Origin of the sequence: Brevibacillus sp. IT-7CA2 (assembly GCF_949767855.1) — a bacterium.
Taxonomy (GTDB): Bacteria; Bacillota; Bacilli; order Brevibacillales; family Brevibacillaceae; genus Brevibacillus.
On the sequence record NZ_CATKQT010000015.1, the window covers coordinates 15,731 to 38,617 of the forward strand.

The following is a 22,887-nucleotide window of genomic DNA, read 5'->3' on the forward strand; positions in this document are numbered from 1 at the left end:
GATTCCATTTAACGGTTTTGGTTTTTCACTATCCTTTCTGGTAGTAGCTATCAATAAAGTGCGTACTATTTTTTTATGTGAATTCATTTTATTCTAGCCTTACTTTCAGTAAAGGAGAGAACAAAATGACTCATGTCAAAACCTACAATCACGGTGTCGCTTGGGAAGAAGGTTTCGGCCTCACACAAGGTTATAGCGTCCATGGTACCATCTACATTTCGGGGCAATTTTCCCACGATATGCAGGGCGCATTCGTTGGCGAGGGCGATTTCGAGGCACAAACCCGGCAGACGTTGGAGAACCTCGATCGGGTGCTGGCGGGATTTGGTGTCACGAGGTCGAACATCGCTGAGATGGAGATCTTTCTGACTAATCCGCAAGAGCATTTCGAGCAGTGCGTCGGTCTGTACAAAGAGTATGTGGGCGACCATCGGCCGGCCGGTACCCTCATCGGCGTGTCTGGTCTTGCGTTTCCTCACCAACTGATTGAAATCCGCGCCGTCGCACACACCGACTAACTCGGTTACCGTGGTTAGGCTTTAAAAAGGATTGACTGCTATTGGCACAAAGCGGGGGGCGTCGCCAAGTAAACGTAAATAGTATCCATCTGATGGTTAGGAGGGACTATTTTACGCTTACACATGGAAAGATCAATTGGAGTAGTAGGGAGATACAGAGACTGTGTTAATTAATATTCGTACGAAAAAAAACGAAGCATCCTCAATGGTACGGGGATGCTTCATACTTTTCTTCATTTACATGTATTTATCAATTAGTTGATAGAGTTCATGAATCGACTGCTTTATATCTGTAAGATCCACAAACGCGATGCGAACGGTCACCTGATCGTGACTAGCGTACACAATCTGCTCCTGCAGGTCAGCAAATGATGGTGTCCATGGGTACAACAGTATCACGGTATTTGCGTCATATTTTTTATGATAGGCATAGGACTGATACATATCAGCTTGTGAGATGCCATAGTTTTGAAACGGTTGATTTTTGAGTATCTTCCACTTGGTGTCTACAACGACGGGTCGATCCTCTTTGTATACGACAATATCAGGCCTGAGTAAGAATCGGTTTGGACTTTCATACAAGTGGAATGAGCGATCTTGAGTTTTCATCGAATACAAATCCAAATCTAGCGCTTTTCTTAATTGACCCGCGATATAGGATTCAAAGATTTTTTCCATTGGGAATAGAAGAGCGTATGCAACTCCTTGTCCACTAAATGTTGTGAAGCTAGTTTTTCTAAGAAAGATGCTGCACCATGATAAAATCGTTTTGTATTCTTTTATATTCCGATCAAGGGTTACTTTTGAAAACTCCTGCTCAACATTTATTGCAAGATCAATTTCATCAAATGAAGTTAATAAAATGCTGATATCCTTCTTATTTTTACGATTACTACTTACTCTTCGTAAAAATTGTAATGTTGATTTTATTAGCTTATTCTCTGGACGATTAACATTAAAGATATCGTATTCAATATAAAAGCGTTCTTGATGTGCAAAGTTATATTTGATATGTTGCGAAAAATTGAGCTTTCCTTTTAAAAAAAATTCATTGTCCTGATGTTCGATATAGGCAGACTTCAATCCGCGTTTGACTAATACATAGATTTGATCAATAAACATTCGAATGAAAATTTCCAAAATGTTATTTTTCTCTATATGAACATCGGAGATTTTGAATGTTTTGTAAGGCAAGTTCAATGAAAACTTAAGCATGTCTAGGAAGATGCGCTTGGTTTCATCTTTTGAGTCGTTCCGATCTTGTGAGTATAGTTTTGGTAGAATTTCAATGACAGTTCCATCACTCAAGGTAATTATGCCGACATAGTTTTTAATACGAATAATTTTACCTATACCGCGTTTGCTAGAAATAGACATGAAATCCATGATATCTGCATCAGTAGAGATATCGGGCTTATTGGTTAAAATAAATTGTTCTAATTGGTTAAATGTAGCTTTAGGTAAGGCATGGTAGCGGCTATCCTCAACATTCATATCTCGTGTAAATACGTCAAACTCTTTCACAGTATAAACTTTGTTCATGTGTATCTCCTATTGCTCGTAAATTTTGCGATAGGATGGTGCATGGAAAAAGGCATGCTCGTTAATTTCGTACGAAGTTTTATCATCAAGCTCGATATGGTCTGTCGCACCAAAAAGCTCTGAGACATTTAGCTTCTTAGTCTGGATGAATTGTTCATCTGGATTCTTGTAGTTGTCACCGAGAACCAATCGAATGAGCTCGTAATCTTCGTAGAAGTATTCTTGTAACAATGGAATAATGGCATTCTTGAAGATATGGGCAAGGCGTTCTATTGAAGGATCTTTTGCTAATGGAATGAAATAAGCATGACCGATGGTGTGCTCACGATCGAATAACGCCTCAATACGTCGATTTATTTTGGTTAACATGGCACATAGATCAATACCAGGGGTGTCTATGGACCTCAGGATTTCGGGTTCAGGTAACATTTCAGCAAATTGGAAGCGGCGACGAAGTGCCGTATCGAGTCTGGAGATGGATCTATCCGCAGTATTCATGGTCCCAAGAATAAATACATTGTTAGGTACTCCAAACTTTTCTGGTGAATAAGGGAGTTGTACTTTTATTTCTTCTGATTGGCCAAGTCGTTTGGTTGGCTCGATTAAAGTGATTAATTCACCAAAGATCTTGGATATGTTGCCGCGATTAATTTCATCGATGATAAAAACATACCGATTATTATTCTCTTGGATCGAAGCATCAGGTGTAAGATCAAGTTCTGTCAGGATGTGCATTACATCTGCAAGTGTGATACGTGTAAGTCGATAAACGGAACCTAGTGTCATCACTGTATTTCCGTTCAATTCGTAGATGTCTTTGTGAATATTTTTGGCTAACCATTTTACGTTACGACTTCTTTTATACTCTGTTACATCATGTAACCATTCATAATCACCTGTCACAACGCCAATAGCATCAATTGTTCTCTCATTATGGAGAACTAAGACAATATCGCCGACCATCATCTCATCGATGAAGCGAGAAATAATGTTCTTGCCTCCATCCTGACTGTAATCAGTATCCTCTGAAAGAGTTTCACCGTACTCGTCCCATCCAATTCTTATTCTGTTCTGGTCGAAACAATCTTTTTTGATCGGGTTTCCTTTCCCGCGACCTAAAGATACTTTCCATATCGTCGGTTCTTTTCGAATGCCATATTCGTTGCTATCTTGAACGATTGGAGCAAGTGCTCTTTCACAGAATTGCTTGAAAATACCGGGCTTAATCTCGTAAGAAATCGAGGGATTCCCCTCATCGCTATTTTCTATATCTAGTTTCGGCTTAATCCCTTCGATAAACTCCTCATAACCATAGGATTGATGAAAAGTAGTAAATTGAATTTGTCCGTTCTCTTGATATTTGCGATATTTTGTTAGGATTTTATCATAACCCAATGTGTTGATTTCTTCTTTTACTTTTTGGAGCGGTAAGTTTTCAATCATAGCCACAGCATAAGTGACAGCATGATAGGTTTTTCCGGTTCCTGGAGGGCCGTATAATATCATGTTTTTATCTATATCAGTACGAGATGGTGTAGAAGTAGAGGCTCGCAGAGTGCTGTCGTTAGCTATAGATGTAGTTCCTTGCTCCAGTTCTGTTAAAAACTCTTCATAATTTTGCATAGCGTAATGAAATGCCTTGTTACCAGCATTTTTGTTGACCTCTTCATAATTCTCCGCGCTTTCTATTACTATCCGTAATTGCTTGAATTTTTCTGATCGAGTTATCTCATATAAGTTGGTTGTTTCGAGCTCTATTCCCGCTAGTTTACTGGGGGCTGTGGATAAAGAAGAGGCATAAGTACCGATTGTATTCTCTGAGTAGGGTTCCCCATTAGCTTTGAGACGTTGACGTAACCAATTAATAAAATTTTGTCGCATGTGCTTTTCGTTTAATTCCATAATGACCATCCTTACTTTCCATATTTTGAGCGTGAGAGCGGTAACGGCCCGGACTTAACGTCCTAAAAAGGAAAAATCATCGCACAAACAAACCCTGTAACGGCAAATTCCTTGCTGTTACAGGGTTTATTATATTGCAACTACCTACGTAAGCACAGCCTGCTTCTGAAATCCACTCATAATCCCAATCAACATCTCTTTATCCATCTGCAATTCGCTTTGACCCACTTTTTGCAGCAGTTTCTTGGTGTTGTCATTCGGGAAAGAGATACTCCGCTTCCAATATGAATGGAACAAGCTCATCGATGCATTAAAGGTTTTCTCTTCATCAGATAACAGCTCTTCTGTTTCAAATGGAACAGGAACTAGATTCGGAAAATCCAAGACTTCTTTGATGCAATCCACTACAAGCTGTTGGGTAGGTGGAACAGGATTGGTAGCATGATAGATTTCTTTATGCTCACCATGCGTAAGTGCAGCGAGCAAGACAGAAGAGACATAATCAACCGGAACGAGGTTCGAGTTCACGTCGACATCCACCAAAATCCGGTACTTTTGATTTTCCCAGCCTTCTGTTCGGGACGCTCTTCTTTTCAGCACGCGAAGACCTTTTAATAATCCATACAAGCCAAAATTGGTATCGGCTTCGCCCGTTTTGGAATCACCGATAATGATCGACGGTCTGACAATGATGGTCTCCATTTTGTCGCTGTAGGAGAAAACCAGATGCTCCGCCAAGCATTTTGTCTCTTCGTAGTTGTTCACGAAGGAGCGTTCCGGGCTGTACAGCGCTTCTTGTCCTTCTGTTTCAGTGCCAATGGTATAAGCCGTACTCACATAGATAAAGCGGGGGGAGCCAATGGCTTCTGCGAATTGTAACGTATTTTTTGTTCCCTCTACATTTACCTCGTACGTCTGTGGTTTCTGAGCGGGATCGAAGGACAGGTATGCGGCAATATGGTACATCGTATCTATTTTTGGGTTGAGCTGTCCTAGATCATCTTCAGAGACGCCCAAGCCTTTTTTCGAAACGTCACCTAGTAAAATATGTACCCGTGCCCGGTGTTTTTCGGCAAAGCTATGCAACAAATCGCTTGCCTTTTTTTCATTTCGAGCGAGTAAGTAAAGGGTATGGCCTTCGTTTAATAGATCTTGGGAGAGTTTTTTTCCGAGAAAACCTGTTGCTCCGGTTACAAGGATATTCATATGGTTAACCAGCTCCGTATGTTTGGTAGGTAAGGAGTTACTGTAATATCAATAATTCATTATATGATGAAAAATGCAGCTGTGACGAGTGCGGATGAAACGGTATCGTGAACAACTGAGCCGTTTTCAAACAACTGTTTAAATGGCTACTTGCTTGGATTACCCGGTATTTTCCTCTGAAAATACACTGAAAAAACCTCCAGAGCTACTACTGTTTAGGTATTTAAATTTTACAAAGATTAGTAAACTGCCGTGTTTGGGTGCAGTGAAGTTTCAGAGTGATAGTAATAGGGAAAATATACTTTACATGAACTTGGAGAAGGTCAGCACAGTTATGGGGCTTGGCCGTCTATCAGTACGCCTTTAGTCGACTTGTGAGGCGGTGTTTGGGCTGCAAAAAACGGTTTGTTCTGTTGCTCTCACAGCAGCTAGTTATCTTATTTCCATAAGAGAGGAGTCATCACAGATGATCAAAAAGATGTTTACCGGCTATAAAGCATCGCTATCCAAGCAGATGCTGTTTTTTCTCGTCTTGCTTATCGTTGTTCCTTCTGTCGTTCTGAGCCTTTCCTTGACACAACTGGCACGGAACCAATTAGAGCGCGAATTGTTATCCCAAGTTGAATCGGTTACCACGATGATTACACAAGTACTCAATAATTCGTATCGAGATTATTCTGTTACGATCGATAGCTTTGCGGATGTTCAAGTTCCTCCGGGGCAAAATGCGGATTCGTATATCTATGATCGTATCCACAACATAGAGAAAGACATTGACAATGTCTTGGCTGCGTTCATGTACTACGACAATCGATACTACAACTCGGCGAAGAAGGAAATTGATCCGACTACGCGTGAGTGGTACAAGCAAGCGATTCAGCATAAAGGGCAGATCGTTGTGACGCCCCCTTACATCGACGCGGTCAGTGGGAGCTACGTGATTACGTTTGCCAAGACGGTATCGGGCGGTACAGGAGTAGCGGGTATCGACGTTTCTATCGATCACTTAAACGAGCTGGTAAAGACGTACAAGATCGGTGAAAAGGGATATGTCAGCCTGTTCGATCAGAACAACGTAACGATGTCGCATCCGCGATTCCCACAAGGCAAGCCGCTTGAAGACGAGCGCTTCCAAGTGATGCGTGAACAAGAGCAGGGGTCTTTCGAAATGGACGTTGACGAGCTTCGTGAATACTACCATTTCAACAAGCAAAATTCGCTCGGATTGAACGTCGTTTCCGTGATTGATTGGAGTGAAATCAATCAAAAAACGGGGCCACTGTTGCGGATATCGTTCATGTTTATCGTGCTTTTGCTTGCCCTTATTGCCTTGTTTGTCTGGATCTTCATGAAACGGACTGTGCGACCAATCCTGCAATTGAAGCAACTGACCGACTCGATTGCGCAGGGGGATTTGACAGTCAGGTCCATCGAGAGTGGAAGAATAGATGAGATTGGGCAGCTGCAATCCAACTTCAATACGATGTCGCAATCGTTGTCCGATGTTCTGCGTCAAATTACCGATCATTCCGAGCAAATCTCTGCTTCCTCCCATCATTTGTCTGCGAATTCGGAGGAGAACGTGCAAACGATTGAACAAGTCGCTGCCTCCATGCAAGAAATAGCGTCGATGTCTTCAGATATGAATCGGAGTATTGATACCGTGAAGCAATCGGCGACTCAAGCGCAACAGGAGCTGGATGATGCCATCCGCATCCTGCGTGAGAGCACGGAAATGTCGCAGCTTATTACAGGTCTGGCCAGTACTGGGGAGGAGTCCCTTGGAGCGGCGAGACAACAGGTGAATATGATCGTGGAGCATTCCACTCGTTCAAAAGATGAGATGGAGGAGTTAAAACGGGTTGCTGGAGAAATTAGCGGGGTGACGAATTTCATCCAAGATATCGCCTCTCAGACGAATTTGCTAGCGTTGAATGCAGCTATTGAAGCGGCACGTGCCGGGCAAGAAGGCCGCGGGTTCGCTGTCGTCGCTGATGAGGTACGGAAGCTGGCTGATCAGACAGGTTCTGCTGCTGAAAAGATCGACAGTCTGATCGGCGAGGTTCAGAATCGCGTCCTTCACATGGTAAGACGCACAGAGGAAGGTGTGAATTCTGCTACAGCGGGAAGTGATTTGACACAATCGGTTGAGCAACGTTTTACGGAGATGTATGAGGCCATTAACCGCATTGACGCTCACCTCGCTCAAGTAGCTCGCGTCAGCGAAGGGTTGATGCAATCTAATACATCGATGCTTGTAGCCTTTGGTGAATCGAGCGCCATGAGCCAAGCCACTGCACAAGAGGTCGACCAAGTCGCCGCAGCCAGTGAAGAACAGAATGCTTCGATGGAGGAAGTGGCGGCTTCGGCAGGAAATCTTGCCAACATTGCTGAAGAGTTGCAGTCATTGGTGCAGCGCTTTAAATTGGAGCGCTAACAGTAGTTGTAGTGATAAAGAGAAAGAAGACCAACATATGTTGGTCTTTTTTTGTCCAAGTTGATTCAAATGGTTACCTAAGTAAGGTGAGTGTAACTTCTATCGAATTATCAACAAATGATCGTGTTGGACGAGATTTCATGATTACGGTCAGTCCAATTAACGATACGATAAGCGCTTGTGCGGTAGCTTTCGCGTCTATACTCGAATCGAGTTCACCTGATTGGATACCTCGCTCGATTGTTTCTTGAAAGATGACGGAGAGGTACATTTGATGTTCCCTTGTCAAAATCTCAAATTTCTCATCATGAGGGGCAAGCTCGACCATGGTATTAATGCAAAAGCATCCTCGGCTGAGACCTTCCGTATATTCCTCGTCGGCTACCTCTTTAAAAAAATGGCGAAATGCCTCTTTTACGGATGGCTGGTTTTGAAGCTTCGTTCGTATCTCGGAAGCACGAGACATCGTGTATCTACGTAGTGCGGTTTCGAACAATTCTTTTTTGTCCCCAAAGGTTGAGTAAATACTGGGGCGCTGGATGCCCATTCGGGAAGTTAAATCACTTAATGAGGTAGCTTCATACCCCTTCTCCCAAAAAAGCTGCATAGCTGCATCTAGTACTTTTTCTTCGTCAAATTCGCGTGTTCTTGCCATAAAGAGTTCCTCTCATTACTCAAGTATTCGAATCTATGTAACAGTCAATAGATGTTTTGTACTGAATGGTATTTTATATTTTATTGTTTTTCATCTGTCTTGTCAATTTCAGGACGGTTTATTTTAACGAGAAAAGAATGGTATTGACAGAAAAAGAAATAGTGGGATATATTTACTGGGCACCATAACGTACCGATCGGTATGTTATTTTGTTCTCAACGAAAAATGAAAGGAGGTTAGGTGAAGTCAGATGGAGGAGGTTATTGAAAAAGTAACGGCCAAAGCCGATAGGAAGGCGGATTCAGTGCAAGTCTCTCCCATGCCTCGCTATGTAACACTATTGTTTGCAGTTGCTTGCGGGATGTCAGTTGCGAATATCTACTTCGCGCAACCACTACTTGATCATTTGTCTATTGAGTTCGGAATTGACTATTCCATCATTGGGATTCTCATCACCCTTACTCAAATCTTTTATGCAGTAGGACTGTTATTGCTTGTGCCGCTGGGCGATTTATTGAATCAGCGCCGCCTGATTATCGGTCAGATGTTTTTGTCTGTGGTAGCGCTGGTTATCGTAGGGACTGCCTCCACCAGCACGGTACTATTCGCAGGTATAGCTGCGGTAGGCTTGCTAGCCGTTGTGACACAGACGATCGTTGCATTTGCGGCGACAATGGCTGCCCCTGCTGAGCGAGGGCGAGTGGTTGGAGGCGTTACAAGTGGAATCGTCATTGGCATACTTCTAGCGCGAACCATTGCGGGGATATTAACAGATCTTGCAGGGTGGCGTTCCGTATATCTGGTCTCTGCTGCATTTCTATTGGTAATGGTTTGCGTATTATTTCGGGTATTGCCAAATAGTGAGCGGGAGGTAAAGCCGCTATCCTATCTCCAGTTGCTTAGGTCTGTACTGATGTTGTTCGCACAAGAACGGCTATTACGTATTCGCTCTGTTCTGGCTATGCTGATTTTTGCTGCTTTTAGTATTTTGTGGACGCCATTGGTACTGCCTCTGAGTGCGCCGCCATTATCTCTGTCGCATACGGCGATCGGGGCGTTTGGTCTCGCAGGAGTTGCCGGAGCGTTAGCTGCAGCAAGGGCAGGGAAGCTTGCAGATCGAGGCTATGGACAGAGAACGACGGGCTTTGCTTTGAGCCTATTGTTACTATCCTGGTTGCTAATCAGCTATACAGAACAGTCGCTTTTTGCCTTGGCGATAGGTATAGTTTTGCTTGATTTGGCGGTACAGGCCGTGCATGTTACGAATCAAAGTATGATCTTCACCCTGGGTGCAGAGGCGCGGAGTCGGCTCACGGCAGGGTATATGGTTTTCTATTCGATCGGCTCTTCTGCTGGCTCCTTTGCCTCGACCTATACATATGCGCATTTTGGTTGGGAGGGAGTATGCTTGCTCGGAGCCTCTGTCAGTACATTGGCTCTGTTGTATTGGGCAGTGACCAGACGAGTTTCATGAGCTGTTGACTGATATAAATTTTGCAAAAGGAGAGATGGCCTGTGGAGATTGGGATTACTTCGTTTGTGGAAACGACACCGGATGTTCAGACAGGTGAAGTGATGAGCCACGCACAGCGATTGCGTGAAGTTGTCGAGGAAATCGTCCTCGCTGATCAGGTTGGGCTTGATGTATTTGGCATAGGTGAACATCATCGCAAGGATTATGCAGCTTCTTCTCCAGCAATGGTGCTGTCTGCGGCTGCGTCACTGACAAAAAGGATTCGGCTGACCAGTGCAGTGACAGTGCTTTCGTCGGCTGATCCAGTGCGTGTTTTTCAAGATTTTGCTACACTTGATGGCATTTCGAATGGACGGGCAGAGATTATGGCGGGACGGGGTTCCTTTATCGAGTCTTTTCCCTTGTTCGGCTATGAATTGAATGACTATGATGAGCTGTTTGAAGAACATTTGGAACTGCTCCTTAAAATACAGGCGTCCGAAAAAGTAACCTGGAGGGGCGGTCATCGGCCAGCTATTCAGAATTTGGGCGTGTATCCACGGCCCGTTCAGAATCCTTTACCCATATGGATTGGCAGCGGAGGCAATCAGGAATCTGTTGTTCGTGCAGGTCTGCTGGGATTGCCGCTGATGCTAGCGATCATTGGTGGAAGTCCGCGGCAGTTTGCACCACTTGTGCAGCTTTACAAGAAGGTGGCCATGCACGCTGGTCATGACGTAACACGATTAACGGTTGGGTCACATTCACTAGGATTTGTTGCAGAAGATACGGAACTGGCGGCAGATACATTCTTTCCTTCTACACAAGCAGGAATGAATAAAATCGGTAGGGAGCGGGGCTGGGCGCATTATAACCGTGCTAGCTTCGATGCCGCACGCAGCTTGGAAGGGGCATTGTATGTAGGTGATCCGGAGACGGTTGCTCAAAAGATCATCCACCTTCGCAAACATGTAGGCATGACGCGCTTTATGATGTATGTGCCAATATCCACGATGCCGCATGAACAGGTAATGAGAGCCATTGAGCTACTAGGAACAGAGGTAGCGCCTCGGGTGCGAGAGGAAATAACCAAGTGGGAAGCAGAGACACAGCAAGAATCAACATTTGCTTAATGGAGGGATTCACGTGGATTTTCATCGTCGAGTACTGCCGGAATTAAACCAAACATTAGCAAAATTCCCTGGTTTTCAACTCGAAGAAAATTTGGAGTCGAGCAGGGCCATGCTGAAAAATCCGCCTATTGTGAAGTCAGAGCACGTACGTACCACAAGTCGAATGATTCCGGGCGCAGCAGGAGAGATGCTAGCTAAAATATACGAGCCCGTTCAGCGAACAGGCAGTAAGCTTCCAGCCATGCTGTGGATTCACGGAGGAGGCTATGTGATGGGGCACCCCGATATGGATGACGCTCTATGCGAACGCTTCGTACAAGCGGCTAATTGTGTCGTCGTATCAGTCGATTATCGTCTGGCTCCCGAGCACCCTTATCCAGCTGCCATCCATGACTGTTACGCCGGTTTAACGTGGATGACAGACGAAGCTGAGTCACTCGGCATCGATTTGGACCGGGTTGCGATTGCTGGTGCAAGCGGGGGAGGGGGGCTGACCGCAGCACTTGCTTTAATGGCCCGCGACAAAGGCGGACCGGCGCTTATCTTCCAAATGCCGTTGTATCCAATGATCGACAACCGTAATCGTACAGCGTCGAGCTATGAAATTGAGGCTGAAAATGCAACCTGGAACCGGACAAACAATTTGGCTGCGTGGAGCATGTACCTAGGCGAAGGTGCCGACGACAGTCAGGTATCCGCATATGCGGTGCCATCGAGAGCAGAAAACTTGGAGGGGCTGCCGCCGACTTATACGTGCGTAGGACAGCTCGATCTGTTCCGAGATGAGACGATCGAATATGTGACGCGCCTTGCACAAGCGGGCGTAGATGTAGAATTTCATCTGTATCCCGGATGCTACCACTGCTTTGAAGTGTTTGTCCCCGAAGCGGAAGTGAGCCAGCGCGCCAGCCAAAGCTATGTGGATGCGATGGCAAGAGCGCTTAATCCTAAATAATCGATGAGGCAAAAAGCACAACAACCGAACGAGGAAGATCTCGGTGATTGTTGTGCTTTTTTTCGGTCATCTTCTCATTGAATCGTTCCCTGTTTTTCCTCCATCACTTCATTGATTAATATGACTCCATGCGAAAGGGTCGTTCCGCCGCCGAATGCTCCGGCTACCGCTACTGTTTCAGCAATTTCTTTTTGGGAAACTCCGTCGTTGAGAGCTGCTTCCAAATGATAGACAATGCAGTGCTCATTTCCAGCGTAGAGGGAGACGGCCAGTGCCTGCAAATGCTTATGCTTGGATGACAATTCACCGGACGAAAAGCATAGGCTGGTGAATTCATTATATGCTTGTAAGGCCTCTGGCATCAGCTGTCCAAAAGATTGCAGTCCTTCACGATACTGTTCGGCCAAATAGTGTTCCATGATTCCATTTCCTCCTATTTTAAAATCGCTGATAGTATTTCTTTGCTGGGAAATTTTCATACTGCTTATCCTTTATGGAGGTAGGATCACATCTGGAATTAATTGATTTGTCACGTATTTTTTCTTCTTCTTGAATGCCAACATATTTTGTTATCAAGTATTTTCCTTGTAAATATAATTGTGGATATTATAAAAATATATTAAAATATATGAAGTAATCAATAAATATAGTGTGAGGCAAGAGAGGTGAATAATCTTACTAACCAGTAGGAATGCTTGATAAGAAGTGAAGAGAGATTTAAGGGGCAGTTTTTCAATCAATAAAATGAGAATGACTAGAAGCAATCTTAAAATACCGCCAGCAGCAGAGAGGAAGAGGAAGCTTACGTGGGAAACAAGGAACTGAAGAGAGGCCTGGAAGCCCGTCATATTCAGATGATTGCTTTGGGCGGTACGATCGGTGTTGGGCTATTTATGGGGTCAGCCAGCACGATCAAATGGACAGGCCCATCCGTCATGCTAGCTTATGCAATTGTAGGAATTTTTATTTTTTTCATCATGCGTGCAATGGGTGAAATGTTGTATATGGAACCAAGTACGGGTTCATTTGCGACCTTTGGGCATAAATATATCCATCCGTTAGCAGGTTATATGACGGCTTGGAGTAACTGGTTTCAGTGGGTCATTGTCGGGATGGCAGAGATCATCGCCGTCGGGCAGTATATGCAGTATTGGTTCCCGGATTTACCGCCTTGGATTCCAGGCATTATTGCCATGGTGATTCTGGGTGCAGCAAACTTGGTCTCGGTAAAATCATTTGGTGAATTTGAGTTTTGGTTTGCCATGATCAAAATTGTCACGATCGTTTTGATGATTATTGCAGGGTTTGGATTGATTTTCTTTGGCATTGGAAATGGTGGAAACGCAATCGGATTATCGAATCTGTGGGAGAATGGCGGATTCTTTACGGGCGGTTGGACAGGCTTTTTCTTCGCACTTTCCTTGGTGATTGGGGCGTATCAAGGTGTCGAGCTCATCGGGATTACCGCGGGGGAAGCAAAAGACCCGAAAAAAACATTAACGAGTGCGATCCAAAGTATCATTTGGCGTATTTTGATTTTCTATATCGGTGCGATCTTTGTTATTGTAACCGTTTACCCTTGGGATCAATTACAGGCAATCGGCAGTCCGTTCGTTGCTACTTTTGCGAAAATTGGTATTGCCGCTGCTGCAGGTATTATTAACTTTGTCGTGATCACTGCTGCTATGTCTGGCTGTAATAGCGGGATTTATAGTGCAGGGCGTATGCTGTATACCTTAGGTGTTAATGGCCAAGCCCCGAAAATTTTTACGAAGCTGTCTTCGAATGGTGTGCCGTTGTTAGGTACGATTGGTGTGCTGATTGGTCTGGGCATTGGGGTTATCTTAAGCTATATCGCCCCAGAAAATCTCTTCGTGTATGTGTACAGTGCGAGTGTGCTGCCTGGTATGGTACCGTGGTTTGTCATTTTGATCAGTCAAATCAGATTCCGAAAAGCAAAGGGTGCTGAAATGGACAACCATCCATTCAAAATGCCTTTTGCCCCAGTGAGCAACTATTTGACCATTGCTTTTCTCATCATGGTACTCATTGGTATGTGGATCAATGATGACACACGCGTTTCCCTGATTGCCGGAATTGTCTTCTTGGCGATTGTGGTCATCAGCTTCTTTGCACTAGGAGTTAGCAAGGCAGTACCATTGGACGAGCAATCAAACAAGAAATAACGAAGGGGACCAACATTTGTTGGTCCTTTTTTTGTTCATCAAATCGCCTTTGTACGGCATACCTACTTCGTTTATCATTAGGATGACTGGACTGGTTAACCGTCTTCAGCTGCCAATGTCCGGGCTCGTCAATGGGTAGACTAAAGCGGGATACTCATTCATGATCTGAGAAAAAAGGAGCATAAGAATGAAACAACGCAACTATACACCGATTATCGTTACTCTCACCATAGCGATTAACACGCTTATCGCCATCTTGTACTTCATGCCGAAAAACAATGATTTCAGCCATCTCGACCTGACGTTTCTGCCGTTTTTTAATGCGGTCATGAACAGCTTCACCTTTGTATTTTTGATTGCCGCGCTTGTTTCCATCGTGAAGTACAAAAACATTAAGATGCATCGAGGATATATTTTTGCAGCCTTCTCCACAACAGCTCTCTTCCTGGTTTCGTATGTGGTCTACCACGGAATGGCACCTAGTACTTCCTACGGGGGAGAGGGAATTGTGCGACCGATCTATTACTTCATCTTGATTACACATATTTTGTTGTCGGCGATTATCGTTCCATTTGCGTTGATTACGACTGCACGTGGACTCAACATGAAGGTGGAAAAACATAAAAAAATTGCCCGCTGGACGATGCCGATGTGGCTGTATGTCAGTGCGACGGGCGTCATTGTTTACATCATGATTTCTCCGTACTATTAATCAAAAAAGAGCATTAGCTGCTATAGCTAACGCTCTTTTTTTATGGACGAAGCCTTTATATTTTCTTTTCACGTTTCTTAAACCAGCGTTTGGGCAGGAAATAAATAAGCCCGGATACGACAAGAAAAGCCGTTAAGATGGAGACAATCTCTAACACAGTCACATAATTGAGGTCTTCCCATTCGCCCACATGCAGTCCGTAGAAGAAATCTAAAATGGGATCTTGTTTCAAGGCTGTGATGTGCCCTTCGGAAGAAACAGTCAGCCGCAAAATTGGATCTCTGCTGACGTACACTTTGAAAGAGTCACCTGATTTTGCGATCGATCTGATTTCATCCCAAGAATATTCCCCAGTTTCTACTAACTTCTCACCCACATAGGAGATGGTTAGCTTTTCTGGTTGGGCAGGTACCTCGATCATTGTCGTTTTCAAGTCTGTGGCTTTTTCCTGATACCAAGGGACATTTAACAGGAGAAAACCAGTAATGGCCCACATCAGTAAGAAAAGGCTAACGATGAGTCCGATGTAACGGTGGAAGTTACGGTTCCACTTTTTAAATAGCATGCAGGGTTACTCCTCTCGATGACGTTCTTGATGATTATATAAACTTTGTTGATAAAAGGAGATGGCTCAGATGAGCTATTTTACTTGAACAATTCGTGAACCAGAACGTAGTGCTATTACCAAGCCCATCGGCCTTGTTTGATTCCGAGATTTGCGGCGAGTACAGAAGCAATCGGTTGCTTGATGGGGGCAAGTGAATTTGCCGTGCAGCTGGATTCTGGCTGATAATTCAATTCCTGCGCTTTTTGAATATTGGCCTCGGCTAGATTGTTGGTTTTGTTTGCTTGCTCATAACAGGGCGGTGAAATATACGTTTTGTTTGTGTGCTCCAATATGATTCGTGTATCGGGTGAGGGGCCTGCCTCAACAGGAATGGAAAGCACGCCTGCTACTACGACTACAGCACCAATGCCAATAAGAAGTCCTCGCTTCATCATATTCACTCCATCTATTTAGTAAAGGATTGTCCAAATGAGCCGATTTATTGTAACACCTTATTTCCAAGTCAGTAATGGCTCATTGTAGCTATTTACTTAGAAAAACCACCGCCTCCAAACGGGGACGGTGGTTGGTTTATCTATGAAGAGATCTCTTTGCCGTTTTCGTCGACACCTAGAGCTTGTCGTGCCATGATCTTGAACTCTTCCAGCCCTGATTTCAACGCGAAGGTGGCAAGAATGGCGGGATACGCTGATGTCATTTCTGCAATATGCTCATGCATACGCGGCCATACACGGCCTCCTGCTTTCTCATACCGTTGGATGAAATCGGCCAAGCCAGTGTCTCCGAACAACATGTAAAAGACCGTGAAATCAATGGCAGGGTCAGCGACCTCGGCCTCCGTCCAATCCAGGAGCCCCGTTACCTTGCCGTTTTCAGCAACCAGGATATGCCCCGGATGGAGGTCACCATGCACAAGAGCAGAGTGAGCAGGCCAGAATGTGTCATCCGCAAGCCATTTTTGCCATCGATCCCATAGCGTCCCAGAAACGCCAAAGACACGTTTGACTTCATTCATCTTTTCTCGAAGGCTTGCTCGTGCTTCGCTAGGCTGCTTGACGCGGATACCAGCATCGCGAGCAAGATCATGATGAATACCGTGTAATTCCACCAATGCTTCTGCCCACGTTTGTATGCACAGTTCAGGTAGAGATTCAGGATTCAAATACCAATCATAATTTTTAGTTTCCATATTGATCGTCGCCATCGGGGTGCCACCCAGGATTGGATAAGCGATGAATTCAGAAGTGTGAACCTGCCAATTCGGTACTTCGACACGTAGATGTTTGGCAACGAGATCTAACACCTTTTTCTCATAACGAGCTGTCTCCACGACATCGTCCCGTCGTGGTTGGCGCAATACCCATGGAACGCCATCTATCGTACTTGCAAAAATCGCAAGAAAATCTAAGCCGGATTCATTTACCTTCACGGTAGTTGGGTCTACAAGGATTCCGTTATTTTTCGCGAGTGCAAGCATTTGCTCTACATTGTTTTTTGACATAACAAAAACACCTCATTTATGAATAGTTAAAATCAATCAAACACGAATAAACTCATCCCATTCCGTTTTTGAAAATGGTTGAGCCTACATGGGGTCTTGTTGATTTTAACGAAGTCTCATGAATGCGATGCCCATTGCGATGTCCATCATCGTAACCTCCTATAATTGAAAACAAAGATAGTGTACCATGGAATCTAACGAATAGCGACGAGGAGATTAGCGATGATGAAATTGATTTCTTGGAATGTAAATGGACTTCGCGCATGTGTAAACAAAGGATTCTACGATTACTTCAAAGAGGCGAATGCCGATATATTTTGCTTGCAGGAAACGAAGCTGCAAGAAGGTCAAATCGAGATGGAGATCGGCGAGGAGTATCATCAATATTGGAACTACGCAGAGAAAAAGGGGTATTCCGGAACGGCTGTTTTTACAAGAATGGAACCACTATCTGTACGTTACGGCTTGGAAGAAGACCATGAGCCTGAGGGACGCATCATTACATTGGAGTTCCAGGATTTCTATCTGGTAACGGTATATACCCCGAATGCGAAGCGTGATTTGTCGAGATTGGATTATCGGCTGGAATGGGAAGATCGGTTTCGGAACTACTTATTGCAGCTAGATGCGAAGAAGCCTGTAGTGGTTTGTGGGGATCTGAATGTCGCTCATCAAGAGATTGATTTGAAGAATGCGAAGTCCAATCGCAATAATTCTGGCTTTACTCCTGAAGAGCGAGAGAAGATGACGAGTTTGCTGGCAGCTGGGTTTGTAGATACCTATCGATATTTTTATCCGGATCAGACAGATGCATATACGTGGTGGTCTTTCATGCCGAAAGTAAGAGAACGGAATATCGGGTGGCGTATTGATTATTTTCTCGCGTCTGAGAAACTGGCACCGTCGTTGCTCGGGGCGGGAATTGACTCACAGGTGATGGGAAGCGATCATTGTCCGGTCGTGTTGGAGTTGGGGAAAATCGAATAAAGAGCGAGAGGAAGGGAAGGATATGGGTGAGTATGCTATGCCTGTAGTCAGCAATTGTGAGGGTGAGTGACCTGAAATAGCAAAACTGCCTATAATCAAACAATTAAGACGAAATTGGATATAAGCGAACGTTGATGTGGAGGAGCTGAGTTTCGTACAATGAAAACGTAAGACTTCTAATGAAGAGGGGATAGGATATTGCTAACCATGAATTTGTTACTAATTGCTTTTCTGATTGTTGCTACTGCTTTTTTTGTGGCAACTGAATTCGCAATTGTAAAGCTTCGCCCAAGCCGTGTAGACCAATTGGTCATGGAAGGGAGAAAGAATGCTCTTGCTGTTCAGAAAGTAGTTAGTAACCTGGATGGATATTTGTCAGCGTGTCAGTTGGGGATTACGTTGACAGCCATTGGCTTGGGGGTATTGGGGAAACCGACGATTGAAAGTATCATTAGCCCAATTCTTACGCCTTATTTACCCGAACAAGTCGTTGCAGTTCTGTCGTTTGTGATTGCTTACTCACTCGTTACGTTTCTACATGTGGTTGTCGGGGAACTGGCACCGAAAACAGTGGCGATCCAAAAGGCAGAAGCGGTTAGCTTACTGTGTGCGAAACCTATTATTTTGTTCTATAAATTGATGTACCCTGCGATCTGGGTGCTGAATGGCTCTGCTGCTCTGCTTGTGCGTTCATTCGGTATGAAACCGACCAAGGAGCACGAAGAAAGTCACTCAGAAGAAGAGCTGCGAATCATTCTGACGGAAAGCTATGAGAGCGGCAAAATTAATCAGTCTGAGTATGGATACGTCAGCAATATCTTTGCCTTTGACGAGATGCTGGCCCGCGAGATTATGGTCCCGAGAACAGATATGAGCTGTTTGCACAAGGAATATACCCTTGAGCAAAACCTGCGAATCATGAAAGAAGAGCAATATACCCGTTTCCCAGTTATTTCGCAAAACAAAGATCATATTATCGGGATGATTAACACGAAGGAATTCTTTCTAAATTATGCAGATGATCCGAATTTGGATATTTCCAAGCTCATCCGACCGTTTTTGACGGTTTCAGAGGCTACTCCTGTAAAAGACCTTTTGAAAAAGATGCAGAAACAAAGAACGCATATCGCCATCCTGATTGACGAGTATGGCGGTACCTCCGGAATGGTTACGATCGAAGATATTTTGGAGGAAATTGTAGGTGAGATCCGTGATGAGTTCGACGCGGAGGAAAAAGCCGAAATCGAAATCGTAGAAGAGAACAGCCATGTGATTGTAGACGGAAAGGTACTTCTCTCAGAGGTTAACGACTTGCTTAACGCCAATATTAATGAAGAAGAGCTCGATACCATCGGGGGTTGGCTATACAGTCAAAATTCGACGCTCAAAGAAGGTATCCAATGGCAATACGATGATCTCGTCTTTACGATCCGAAAGAAAGACAAGCATCGCATACGGAAAATTGAAATTCAAAAAGCAGCAGAAGTTCCAACTCGTGAGCTGCAGGACGTAACGTAATCAAAAGATGGGGGATTCCCCATCTTTTTTCTATATGACAGAAGGTAAAGAAACGGGTCGAATAAAGCGGTCTCGTTTCTCTTAGTAAGCGAGATTATATATAAACAATATTGTAAGTAGGTTTCGTTACGCCGTTCGCGTACTGTTTCATGTCTACTAACTCGAGTTTGAGACGTGGCTTCGCACTTCCAAATAGAGGGATACCTTCACCGACCATCACCGGATTCACTTTCAGCACTAATTGATCAATCAGTTGATGTGCCAGTAACGCTCCTGCCAATTCACCGCCCCCACATAGCCACAGCTTACCGGTTTCTTGCTGTTTGAGATTCTTGATAAATTCGATGGCATCGCCTTTGACCAGCTCGACTTCTGCATTGGATTCAAACTGCATGGAGTTAGAGAAAATATAATGCTTGATTCCCTTATAGCCTGGTTCGCCTGGCTTGGCACCGAATTTAAACCCAAACTCATACGTTTTGGCGCCCATCAGCACAGCATCATATTCCTGAATTTCAGATAAAAAGTCCGGTACATGTTCTCCCTCAAATAAAAAGAGAGTGTTTTCAATATTTCCATCTATGATCCCTTGATCGGCAATGAAATTGTCTAACGATACGGCAACATGATAAATTAATGAGGCCATTTGGAAATCCCTCCTTTTTGCTCCACTCCATTTTATGTGAAATGATCTAGGGCTTGCACGCATTTTTAATTTGAGCACTCATTTGATACAGTCTGATTTATAAGATAAAGAGGAGGAGGGTCATGAAACAATTTTCAATTTGTCCCCAACAGTTCTTTTAAGGTGTTATCAATAAACGCGGTATCGACAGGGTTAAGTCCAAACCCAGCCAAGTGTCCCCATATTGATTCAATCGGCTTATAGGTAGCGTTTGGGATGTGCTTCGTCTCATATTCACTGTCTTCTGGCGTGAAATACAAATCAGTCCGTACAGGCATCACAACCGTTCGTGCCTGGATGCTTCGTAACGCCGCCTCAAAGTCTCCCTTGTATCTATCATTTTGGCTAATGTCGGCATGCTGCCACGTCCACATCATCGCCAGCAAATCGTTTGCATCTGACGGAACAAAGCTCTCCTCCCAAAATCCCGAGATAAATTCGGAAAGTGTCTCATAGCCCAAAGCTTTATAGCATTCCTCGCGATAAAATGGCTGTGAAAACCCCCAACTTGCATAAACGCGCCCCAAGGTACGTAAGCCAACCTCGGGAGATGCTGTATACTGCCCGTTATTCCAAGCTACATCGGCCTGCAATGCTGCTCGGATCCCTTCGATCAAGACGATGTTATGCGGCCATGTTTTTGCGGTTCCGGCAAAAGGAGCCATTCGTTCGACCATATCTGGGTAGCTCGCCGCCCAATGAAAAGCCTGGATGGCCCCCATCGACCAGCCGGTTGCCAGCGCAATTTTTTTGATGCCAAACCTCTCCGTAATGAGTCGATGCTGAAGTGCGACATTATCGTAGATCGTAACGTGTGGAAAATTGGCTTGATCATACGGGCTGGCTGTATTGCTCGGGGAGGACGATAGCCCGTTGCCGAGCATGTTGGGAATGATGATAAAATATTGATTCGGATTCAAAGCCTTATCTTCCCCGATGAGCCATTCGTTTTGGTAATGCTGGTCTCCAAACGATGTAGGAAATATAATGACGTTATCCTTGGCTGCGTTGAGCGTGCCATACGTTTTGTAAGCAATAAATGCATGTGGCAGTGTCACTCCTGACTGCAAGCGAACATCTCCCAAGTGAAAAATGTCGTAATCCATCTCGCATTGCTCCTTTGTAAGCATGATTTTTTTCAACTATAAACGTTCCCGTACAGGGGAAAGTCAAGGGAATGACAGATTGGGGTTTTTCCATGTTTAAGATCAGTGAATTTTCCCGATTGAGCAGAGTGTCCTTAAAGACGCTTCGATTTTATGACCAAATTAGTATTTTGAAGCCAGCGGATATCGACAAAGAGACGGGCTATCGGTTTTATGCAGCAGAGCAATTGGTTACGCTCAATCGAATCCTCATGTACAAGGACTTGGGCTTTACGTTGCAGCAAATTCAGCAATTGCTTCATGAAGAGATGTCCCTGGAACAACTCCAAGGCATATTCAGGCAAAAAGAAAGGGAAATGGAACAGCTACTAGAGGAGGAGCAAGCACGATTGAATCGAATCAAGGAGCGTCTGCTATGGATCGAGCAAAAGGGGTACGTAGAACAAGAGGTTGTCTTTAAACGAGTCGAAGCCCAAAAGGTTGTCTCGTTCCGTGCGGAAGGTACAGTGGAAGAGATTCCGATGTTTTTCGATCGGCTGGCTCATTATGCAGGCAAGCAGCAGAGAGGGATGCTTTCTCCTATCGTTTTGTGGAAGGAGTCGGAGAGAGACGAGACAGCATTCGAAATGGAGATCGGCTATGTACTCAAACAGGACATTCCCTTGCCATCCGCATCCGACATGCTGGAAATACGTATGCTGCCAGAGGAGCCGATGATGGCCACCCTTGTCCAACGTGTAGAGCCATTCGTTCCTTCTACGGCCTGTATTGACTTGGCAAGATGGATAGAGCGCAATCAATACCGGATCAAAAAAGATCAGCCAGGCAGAGAAAACTATCTGCAATCCCCGCATGGGGGCGATACGTATGTAGAAGTACAAATTCCCATAGAATCCCCATGAAGAAGGCCAGTACCTGTATAGACGACGAGGTACTGGTCTTTTGCTTGTGTTCATTTGACGCTGGTGGAAGGCAGGTAGTAAAGTGAAGTTAACCAAAAATACAGAAAATTACAAAGCGGAAGGAAGGGAATCCTGCTATGAATAGAAAAGCACGTCGGTTCATTGATCTGAGTGTGCCTCTTGATCGTCTGGCAAAAGAACCGTTTCCACCTGAGATTCAATACAATAGTCATGAAGAAGGGGCTGTCCAAGCTGCCCAGTATTTCGGTTTGCAACCAACGGATTTTCCTGAACAGAAGGCTTGGGCGAGTGAAACGGTGACACTCACGACACATACAGGGACACATGTAGATGCGCCTTGGCATTACTGGCCTACTTCAGAGGGAGAGCCGGCGAAAACGATTGATCAGTTGCCGTTGGAGTGGTTCTACGGAGATGGTGTCCTGCTTGATTTTAGTGAAAAGCCGTCTGGCTATGAAATCACGGTGAATGATGTTAAACAGAAGCTCGCCCAAATCCAATACGAACTGAAACCGTTCGATATTGTCCTGATCAGGACGGATGCGGATAAAAGATACTATGAAGAGCACTATTTTCAATCACACGCAGGAGTATCCGCCGAAGCGACACATTGGCTGATCGATCAAGGAATCAAGGTCATGGGAACCGATGGGTGGGGATGGGATATTCCGTTTTCCGTTCAAGCTGCTGATTATAAACAAAATCCGCGTGATGGCGTTTTATGGGCGGCTCACTATGTGGGAAAAGAGAAAGAGTATTGCCAAATTGAAAAGCTGGCGAATTTGGAGCAATTGCCGAGGCCCTACGGGTTTACCGTTTCTGTGTTTCCTGTGAAAGTGAAAGGAGCGAGCGCGGGATGGGCGCGTCCGGTAGCGATTTTTGAGGAAGAGGAGTAGTTGC

The 22,887-nt window shown here is 44.6% G+C and carries 21 protein-coding genes; 11 read left to right on the forward strand and 10 right to left on the reverse strand.

Annotation, left to right across the window (positions count from 1 at the left end; genetic code table 11):
- Positions 1-125: 125 nt before the first annotated feature.
- The gene (locus ACM6JA_RS11660) at positions 126-518 is read left to right on the forward strand and encodes a RidA family protein (protein WP_414852409.1); all 393 of its coding nucleotides are present in this window, start codon (positions 126-128) and stop codon (positions 516-518) included.
- Positions 519-755: 237 nt separating this feature from the next.
- On the opposite strand, the gene ACM6JA_RS11665 is transcribed toward ACM6JA_RS11660, so the two are convergent.
- The 3 genes from ACM6JA_RS11665 to ACM6JA_RS11675 all read right to left on the reverse strand — a co-directional run bounded on the left by ACM6JA_RS11665 (position 756) and on the right by ACM6JA_RS11675 (position 5,168).
- Positions 756-2,060 (reverse strand): McrC family protein, encoded by a 1,305-nt coding sequence (locus ACM6JA_RS11665; protein WP_414852410.1) that lies wholly within the window; start codon positions 2,058-2,060, stop codon positions 756-758.
- A gap of 9 nt (positions 2,061-2,069) precedes the next feature.
- The gene (locus ACM6JA_RS11670; protein WP_414852411.1) at positions 2,070-3,962 is read right to left on the reverse strand and encodes an AAA family ATPase; all 1,893 of its coding nucleotides are present in this window, start codon (positions 3,960-3,962) and stop codon (positions 2,070-2,072) included.
- 144 nt (positions 3,963-4,106) lie between these two features.
- Positions 4,107-5,168 carry an SDR family oxidoreductase gene (locus ACM6JA_RS11675; protein ID WP_414852412.1) on the reverse strand — a complete coding sequence of 354 codons (1,062 nt, stop codon included), beginning with the start codon at positions 5,166-5,168 and terminating at the stop codon, positions 4,107-4,109.
- Between the two features lie 466 nt (positions 5,169-5,634).
- Here ACM6JA_RS11675 and ACM6JA_RS11680 point away from each other — a divergent pair, with 466 nt between their 5' ends.
- A complete protein-coding gene (locus ACM6JA_RS11680; RefSeq protein ID WP_414852413.1) occupies positions 5,635-7,605 on the forward strand; it encodes a methyl-accepting chemotaxis protein in 1,971 nt (656 codons plus the stop codon).
- Positions 7,606-7,678: 73 nt separating this feature from the next.
- Here ACM6JA_RS11680 and ACM6JA_RS11685 read toward each other — a convergent pair whose 3' ends face one another.
- Positions 7,679-8,260: a TetR/AcrR family transcriptional regulator gene (locus tag ACM6JA_RS11685; RefSeq protein ID WP_414852414.1), complete on the reverse strand. Its 582-nt coding sequence runs from the start codon at positions 8,258-8,260 to the stop codon at positions 7,679-7,681.
- Positions 8,261-8,510: 250 nt separating this feature from the next.
- On the opposite strand from ACM6JA_RS11685, the gene ACM6JA_RS11690 reads away from it, so the two are divergent.
- The 3 genes from ACM6JA_RS11690 to ACM6JA_RS11700 are packed head-to-tail and all read left to right on the forward strand — an operon-like array spanning position 8,511 to position 11,801.
- The gene (locus tag ACM6JA_RS11690) at positions 8,511-9,734 is read left to right on the forward strand and encodes an MFS transporter (RefSeq protein ID WP_414852415.1); all 1,224 of its coding nucleotides are present in this window, start codon (positions 8,511-8,513) and stop codon (positions 9,732-9,734) included.
- Between the two features lie 41 nt (positions 9,735-9,775).
- Positions 9,776-10,846, forward strand: coding sequence for an LLM class flavin-dependent oxidoreductase (locus ACM6JA_RS11695; protein ID WP_414852416.1), 1,071 nt, complete (start codon positions 9,776-9,778; stop codon positions 10,844-10,846).
- Positions 10,847-10,859: 13 nt separating this feature from the next.
- The gene (locus ACM6JA_RS11700; protein ID WP_414852417.1) at positions 10,860-11,801 is read left to right on the forward strand and encodes an alpha/beta hydrolase; all 942 of its coding nucleotides are present in this window, start codon (positions 10,860-10,862) and stop codon (positions 11,799-11,801) included.
- 74 nt (positions 11,802-11,875) lie between these two features.
- Here ACM6JA_RS11700 and ACM6JA_RS11705 read toward each other — a convergent pair whose 3' ends face one another.
- Complete coding sequence (locus ACM6JA_RS11705; protein ID WP_414852418.1) at positions 11,876-12,220, reverse strand: carboxymuconolactone decarboxylase family protein; 345 nt, start codon at positions 12,218-12,220, stop codon at positions 11,876-11,878.
- A gap of 387 nt (positions 12,221-12,607) precedes the next feature.
- Here ACM6JA_RS11705 and ACM6JA_RS11710 point away from each other — a divergent pair, with 387 nt between their 5' ends.
- Positions 12,608-13,987 (forward strand): amino acid permease, encoded by a 1,380-nt coding sequence (locus ACM6JA_RS11710; protein ID WP_414852419.1) that lies wholly within the window; start codon positions 12,608-12,610, stop codon positions 13,985-13,987.
- A 187-nt stretch (positions 13,988-14,174) separates the two neighbouring features.
- Positions 14,175-14,699, forward strand: coding sequence for a DUF420 domain-containing protein (locus ACM6JA_RS11715; protein ID WP_414852420.1), 525 nt, complete (start codon positions 14,175-14,177; stop codon positions 14,697-14,699).
- A gap of 55 nt (positions 14,700-14,754) precedes the next feature.
- Here the strand turns inward: ACM6JA_RS11715 and ACM6JA_RS11720 are convergent, their stop codons facing one another.
- The 3 genes from ACM6JA_RS11720 to mphJ form a co-directional block, all read right to left on the reverse strand.
- Positions 14,755-15,264: a PepSY domain-containing protein gene (locus ACM6JA_RS11720; protein ID WP_414852421.1), complete on the reverse strand. Its 510-nt coding sequence runs from the start codon at positions 15,262-15,264 to the stop codon at positions 14,755-14,757.
- Between the two features lie 116 nt (positions 15,265-15,380).
- Complete coding sequence (locus tag ACM6JA_RS11725) at positions 15,381-15,698, reverse strand: hypothetical protein (RefSeq protein WP_414852422.1); 318 nt, start codon at positions 15,696-15,698, stop codon at positions 15,381-15,383.
- 143 nt (positions 15,699-15,841) lie between these two features.
- A complete protein-coding gene (gene mphJ / locus ACM6JA_RS11730; protein ID WP_414852423.1) occupies positions 15,842-16,768 on the reverse strand; it encodes a macrolide 2'-phosphotransferase MphJ in 927 nt (308 codons plus the stop codon).
- Positions 16,769-16,993: 225 nt separating this feature from the next.
- Here mphJ and ACM6JA_RS11735 point away from each other — a divergent pair, with 225 nt between their 5' ends.
- Together ACM6JA_RS11735 and ACM6JA_RS11740 are read left to right on the forward strand one after the other, a co-directional pair.
- Positions 16,994-17,755: an exodeoxyribonuclease III gene (locus tag ACM6JA_RS11735; protein ID WP_414852448.1), complete on the forward strand. Its 762-nt coding sequence runs from the start codon at positions 16,994-16,996 to the stop codon at positions 17,753-17,755.
- Positions 17,756-17,953: 198 nt separating this feature from the next.
- Positions 17,954-19,273 (forward strand): hemolysin family protein, encoded by a 1,320-nt coding sequence (locus ACM6JA_RS11740; RefSeq protein WP_414852424.1) that lies wholly within the window; start codon positions 17,954-17,956, stop codon positions 19,271-19,273.
- Between the two features lie 94 nt (positions 19,274-19,367).
- On the opposite strand, the gene ACM6JA_RS11745 is transcribed toward ACM6JA_RS11740, so the two are convergent.
- Together ACM6JA_RS11745 and ACM6JA_RS11750 are read right to left on the reverse strand one after the other, a co-directional pair.
- Positions 19,368-19,919: a dihydrofolate reductase family protein gene (locus tag ACM6JA_RS11745; RefSeq protein ID WP_414852425.1), complete on the reverse strand. Its 552-nt coding sequence runs from the start codon at positions 19,917-19,919 to the stop codon at positions 19,368-19,370.
- 134 nt (positions 19,920-20,053) lie between these two features.
- Positions 20,054-21,064 carry an alpha/beta fold hydrolase gene (locus ACM6JA_RS11750; protein ID WP_414852426.1) on the reverse strand — a complete coding sequence of 337 codons (1,011 nt, stop codon included), beginning with the start codon at positions 21,062-21,064 and terminating at the stop codon, positions 20,054-20,056.
- Positions 21,065-21,135: 71 nt separating this feature from the next.
- On the opposite strand from ACM6JA_RS11750, the gene ACM6JA_RS11755 reads away from it, so the two are divergent.
- Entirely contained in the window at positions 21,136-21,966 is an 831-nt protein-coding gene (locus ACM6JA_RS11755; RefSeq protein ID WP_414852427.1) for a MerR family transcriptional regulator, read from the forward strand.
- Positions 21,967-22,103: 137 nt separating this feature from the next.
- A complete protein-coding gene (locus tag ACM6JA_RS11760) occupies positions 22,104-22,883 on the forward strand; it encodes a cyclase family protein (protein WP_137031318.1) in 780 nt (259 codons plus the stop codon).
- The last annotated feature ends 4 nt before the right edge of the window (positions 22,884-22,887 follow it).

Excerpts from the sequence above, each read along its gene's own strand:
- ACM6JA_RS11660 (WP_414852409.1), top strand. The coding sequence starts at position 126 with ATGACTCATGTCAAAACCTACAATCACGGTGTCGCTTGGGAAGAAGGT.
- ACM6JA_RS11665 (WP_414852410.1), bottom strand. The coding sequence starts at position 2,060 with ATGAACAAAGTTTATACTGTGAAAGAGTTTGACGTATTTACACGAGAT.
- ACM6JA_RS11670 (WP_414852411.1), bottom strand. The coding sequence starts at position 3,962 with ATGGAATTAAACGAAAAGCACATGCGACAAAATTTTATTAATTGGTTA.
- ACM6JA_RS11675 (WP_414852412.1), bottom strand. The coding sequence starts at position 5,168 with ATGAATATCCTTGTAACCGGAGCAACAGGTTTTCTCGGAAAAAAACTC.
- ACM6JA_RS11680 (WP_414852413.1), top strand. The coding sequence starts at position 5,635 with ATGATCAAAAAGATGTTTACCGGCTATAAAGCATCGCTATCCAAGCAG.
- ACM6JA_RS11685 (WP_414852414.1), bottom strand. The coding sequence starts at position 8,260 with ATGGCAAGAACACGCGAATTTGACGAAGAAAAAGTACTAGATGCAGCT.
- ACM6JA_RS11690 (WP_414852415.1), top strand. The coding sequence starts at position 8,511 with ATGGAGGAGGTTATTGAAAAAGTAACGGCCAAAGCCGATAGGAAGGCG.
- ACM6JA_RS11705 (WP_414852418.1), bottom strand. The coding sequence starts at position 12,220 with ATGGAACACTATTTGGCCGAACAGTATCGTGAAGGACTGCAATCTTTT.
- ACM6JA_RS11715 (WP_414852420.1), top strand. The coding sequence starts at position 14,175 with ATGAAACAACGCAACTATACACCGATTATCGTTACTCTCACCATAGCG.
- ACM6JA_RS11720 (WP_414852421.1), bottom strand. The coding sequence starts at position 15,264 with ATGCTATTTAAAAAGTGGAACCGTAACTTCCACCGTTACATCGGACTC.
- ACM6JA_RS11725 (WP_414852422.1), bottom strand. The coding sequence starts at position 15,698 with ATGAAGCGAGGACTTCTTATTGGCATTGGTGCTGTAGTCGTAGTAGCA.
- mphJ (WP_414852423.1), bottom strand. The coding sequence starts at position 16,768 with ATGTCAAAAAACAATGTAGAGCAAATGCTTGCACTCGCGAAAAATAAC.
- ACM6JA_RS11735 (WP_414852448.1), top strand. The coding sequence starts at position 16,994 with ATGAAATTGATTTCTTGGAATGTAAATGGACTTCGCGCATGTGTAAAC.
- ACM6JA_RS11745 (WP_414852425.1), bottom strand. The coding sequence starts at position 19,919 with ATGGCCTCATTAATTTATCATGTTGCCGTATCGTTAGACAATTTCATT.
- ACM6JA_RS11750 (WP_414852426.1), bottom strand. The coding sequence starts at position 21,064 with ATGGATTACGACATTTTTCACTTGGGAGATGTTCGCTTGCAGTCAGGA.
- ACM6JA_RS11755 (WP_414852427.1), top strand. The coding sequence starts at position 21,136 with ATGACAGATTGGGGTTTTTCCATGTTTAAGATCAGTGAATTTTCCCGA.
- ACM6JA_RS11760 (WP_137031318.1), top strand. The coding sequence starts at position 22,104 with ATGAATAGAAAAGCACGTCGGTTCATTGATCTGAGTGTGCCTCTTGAT.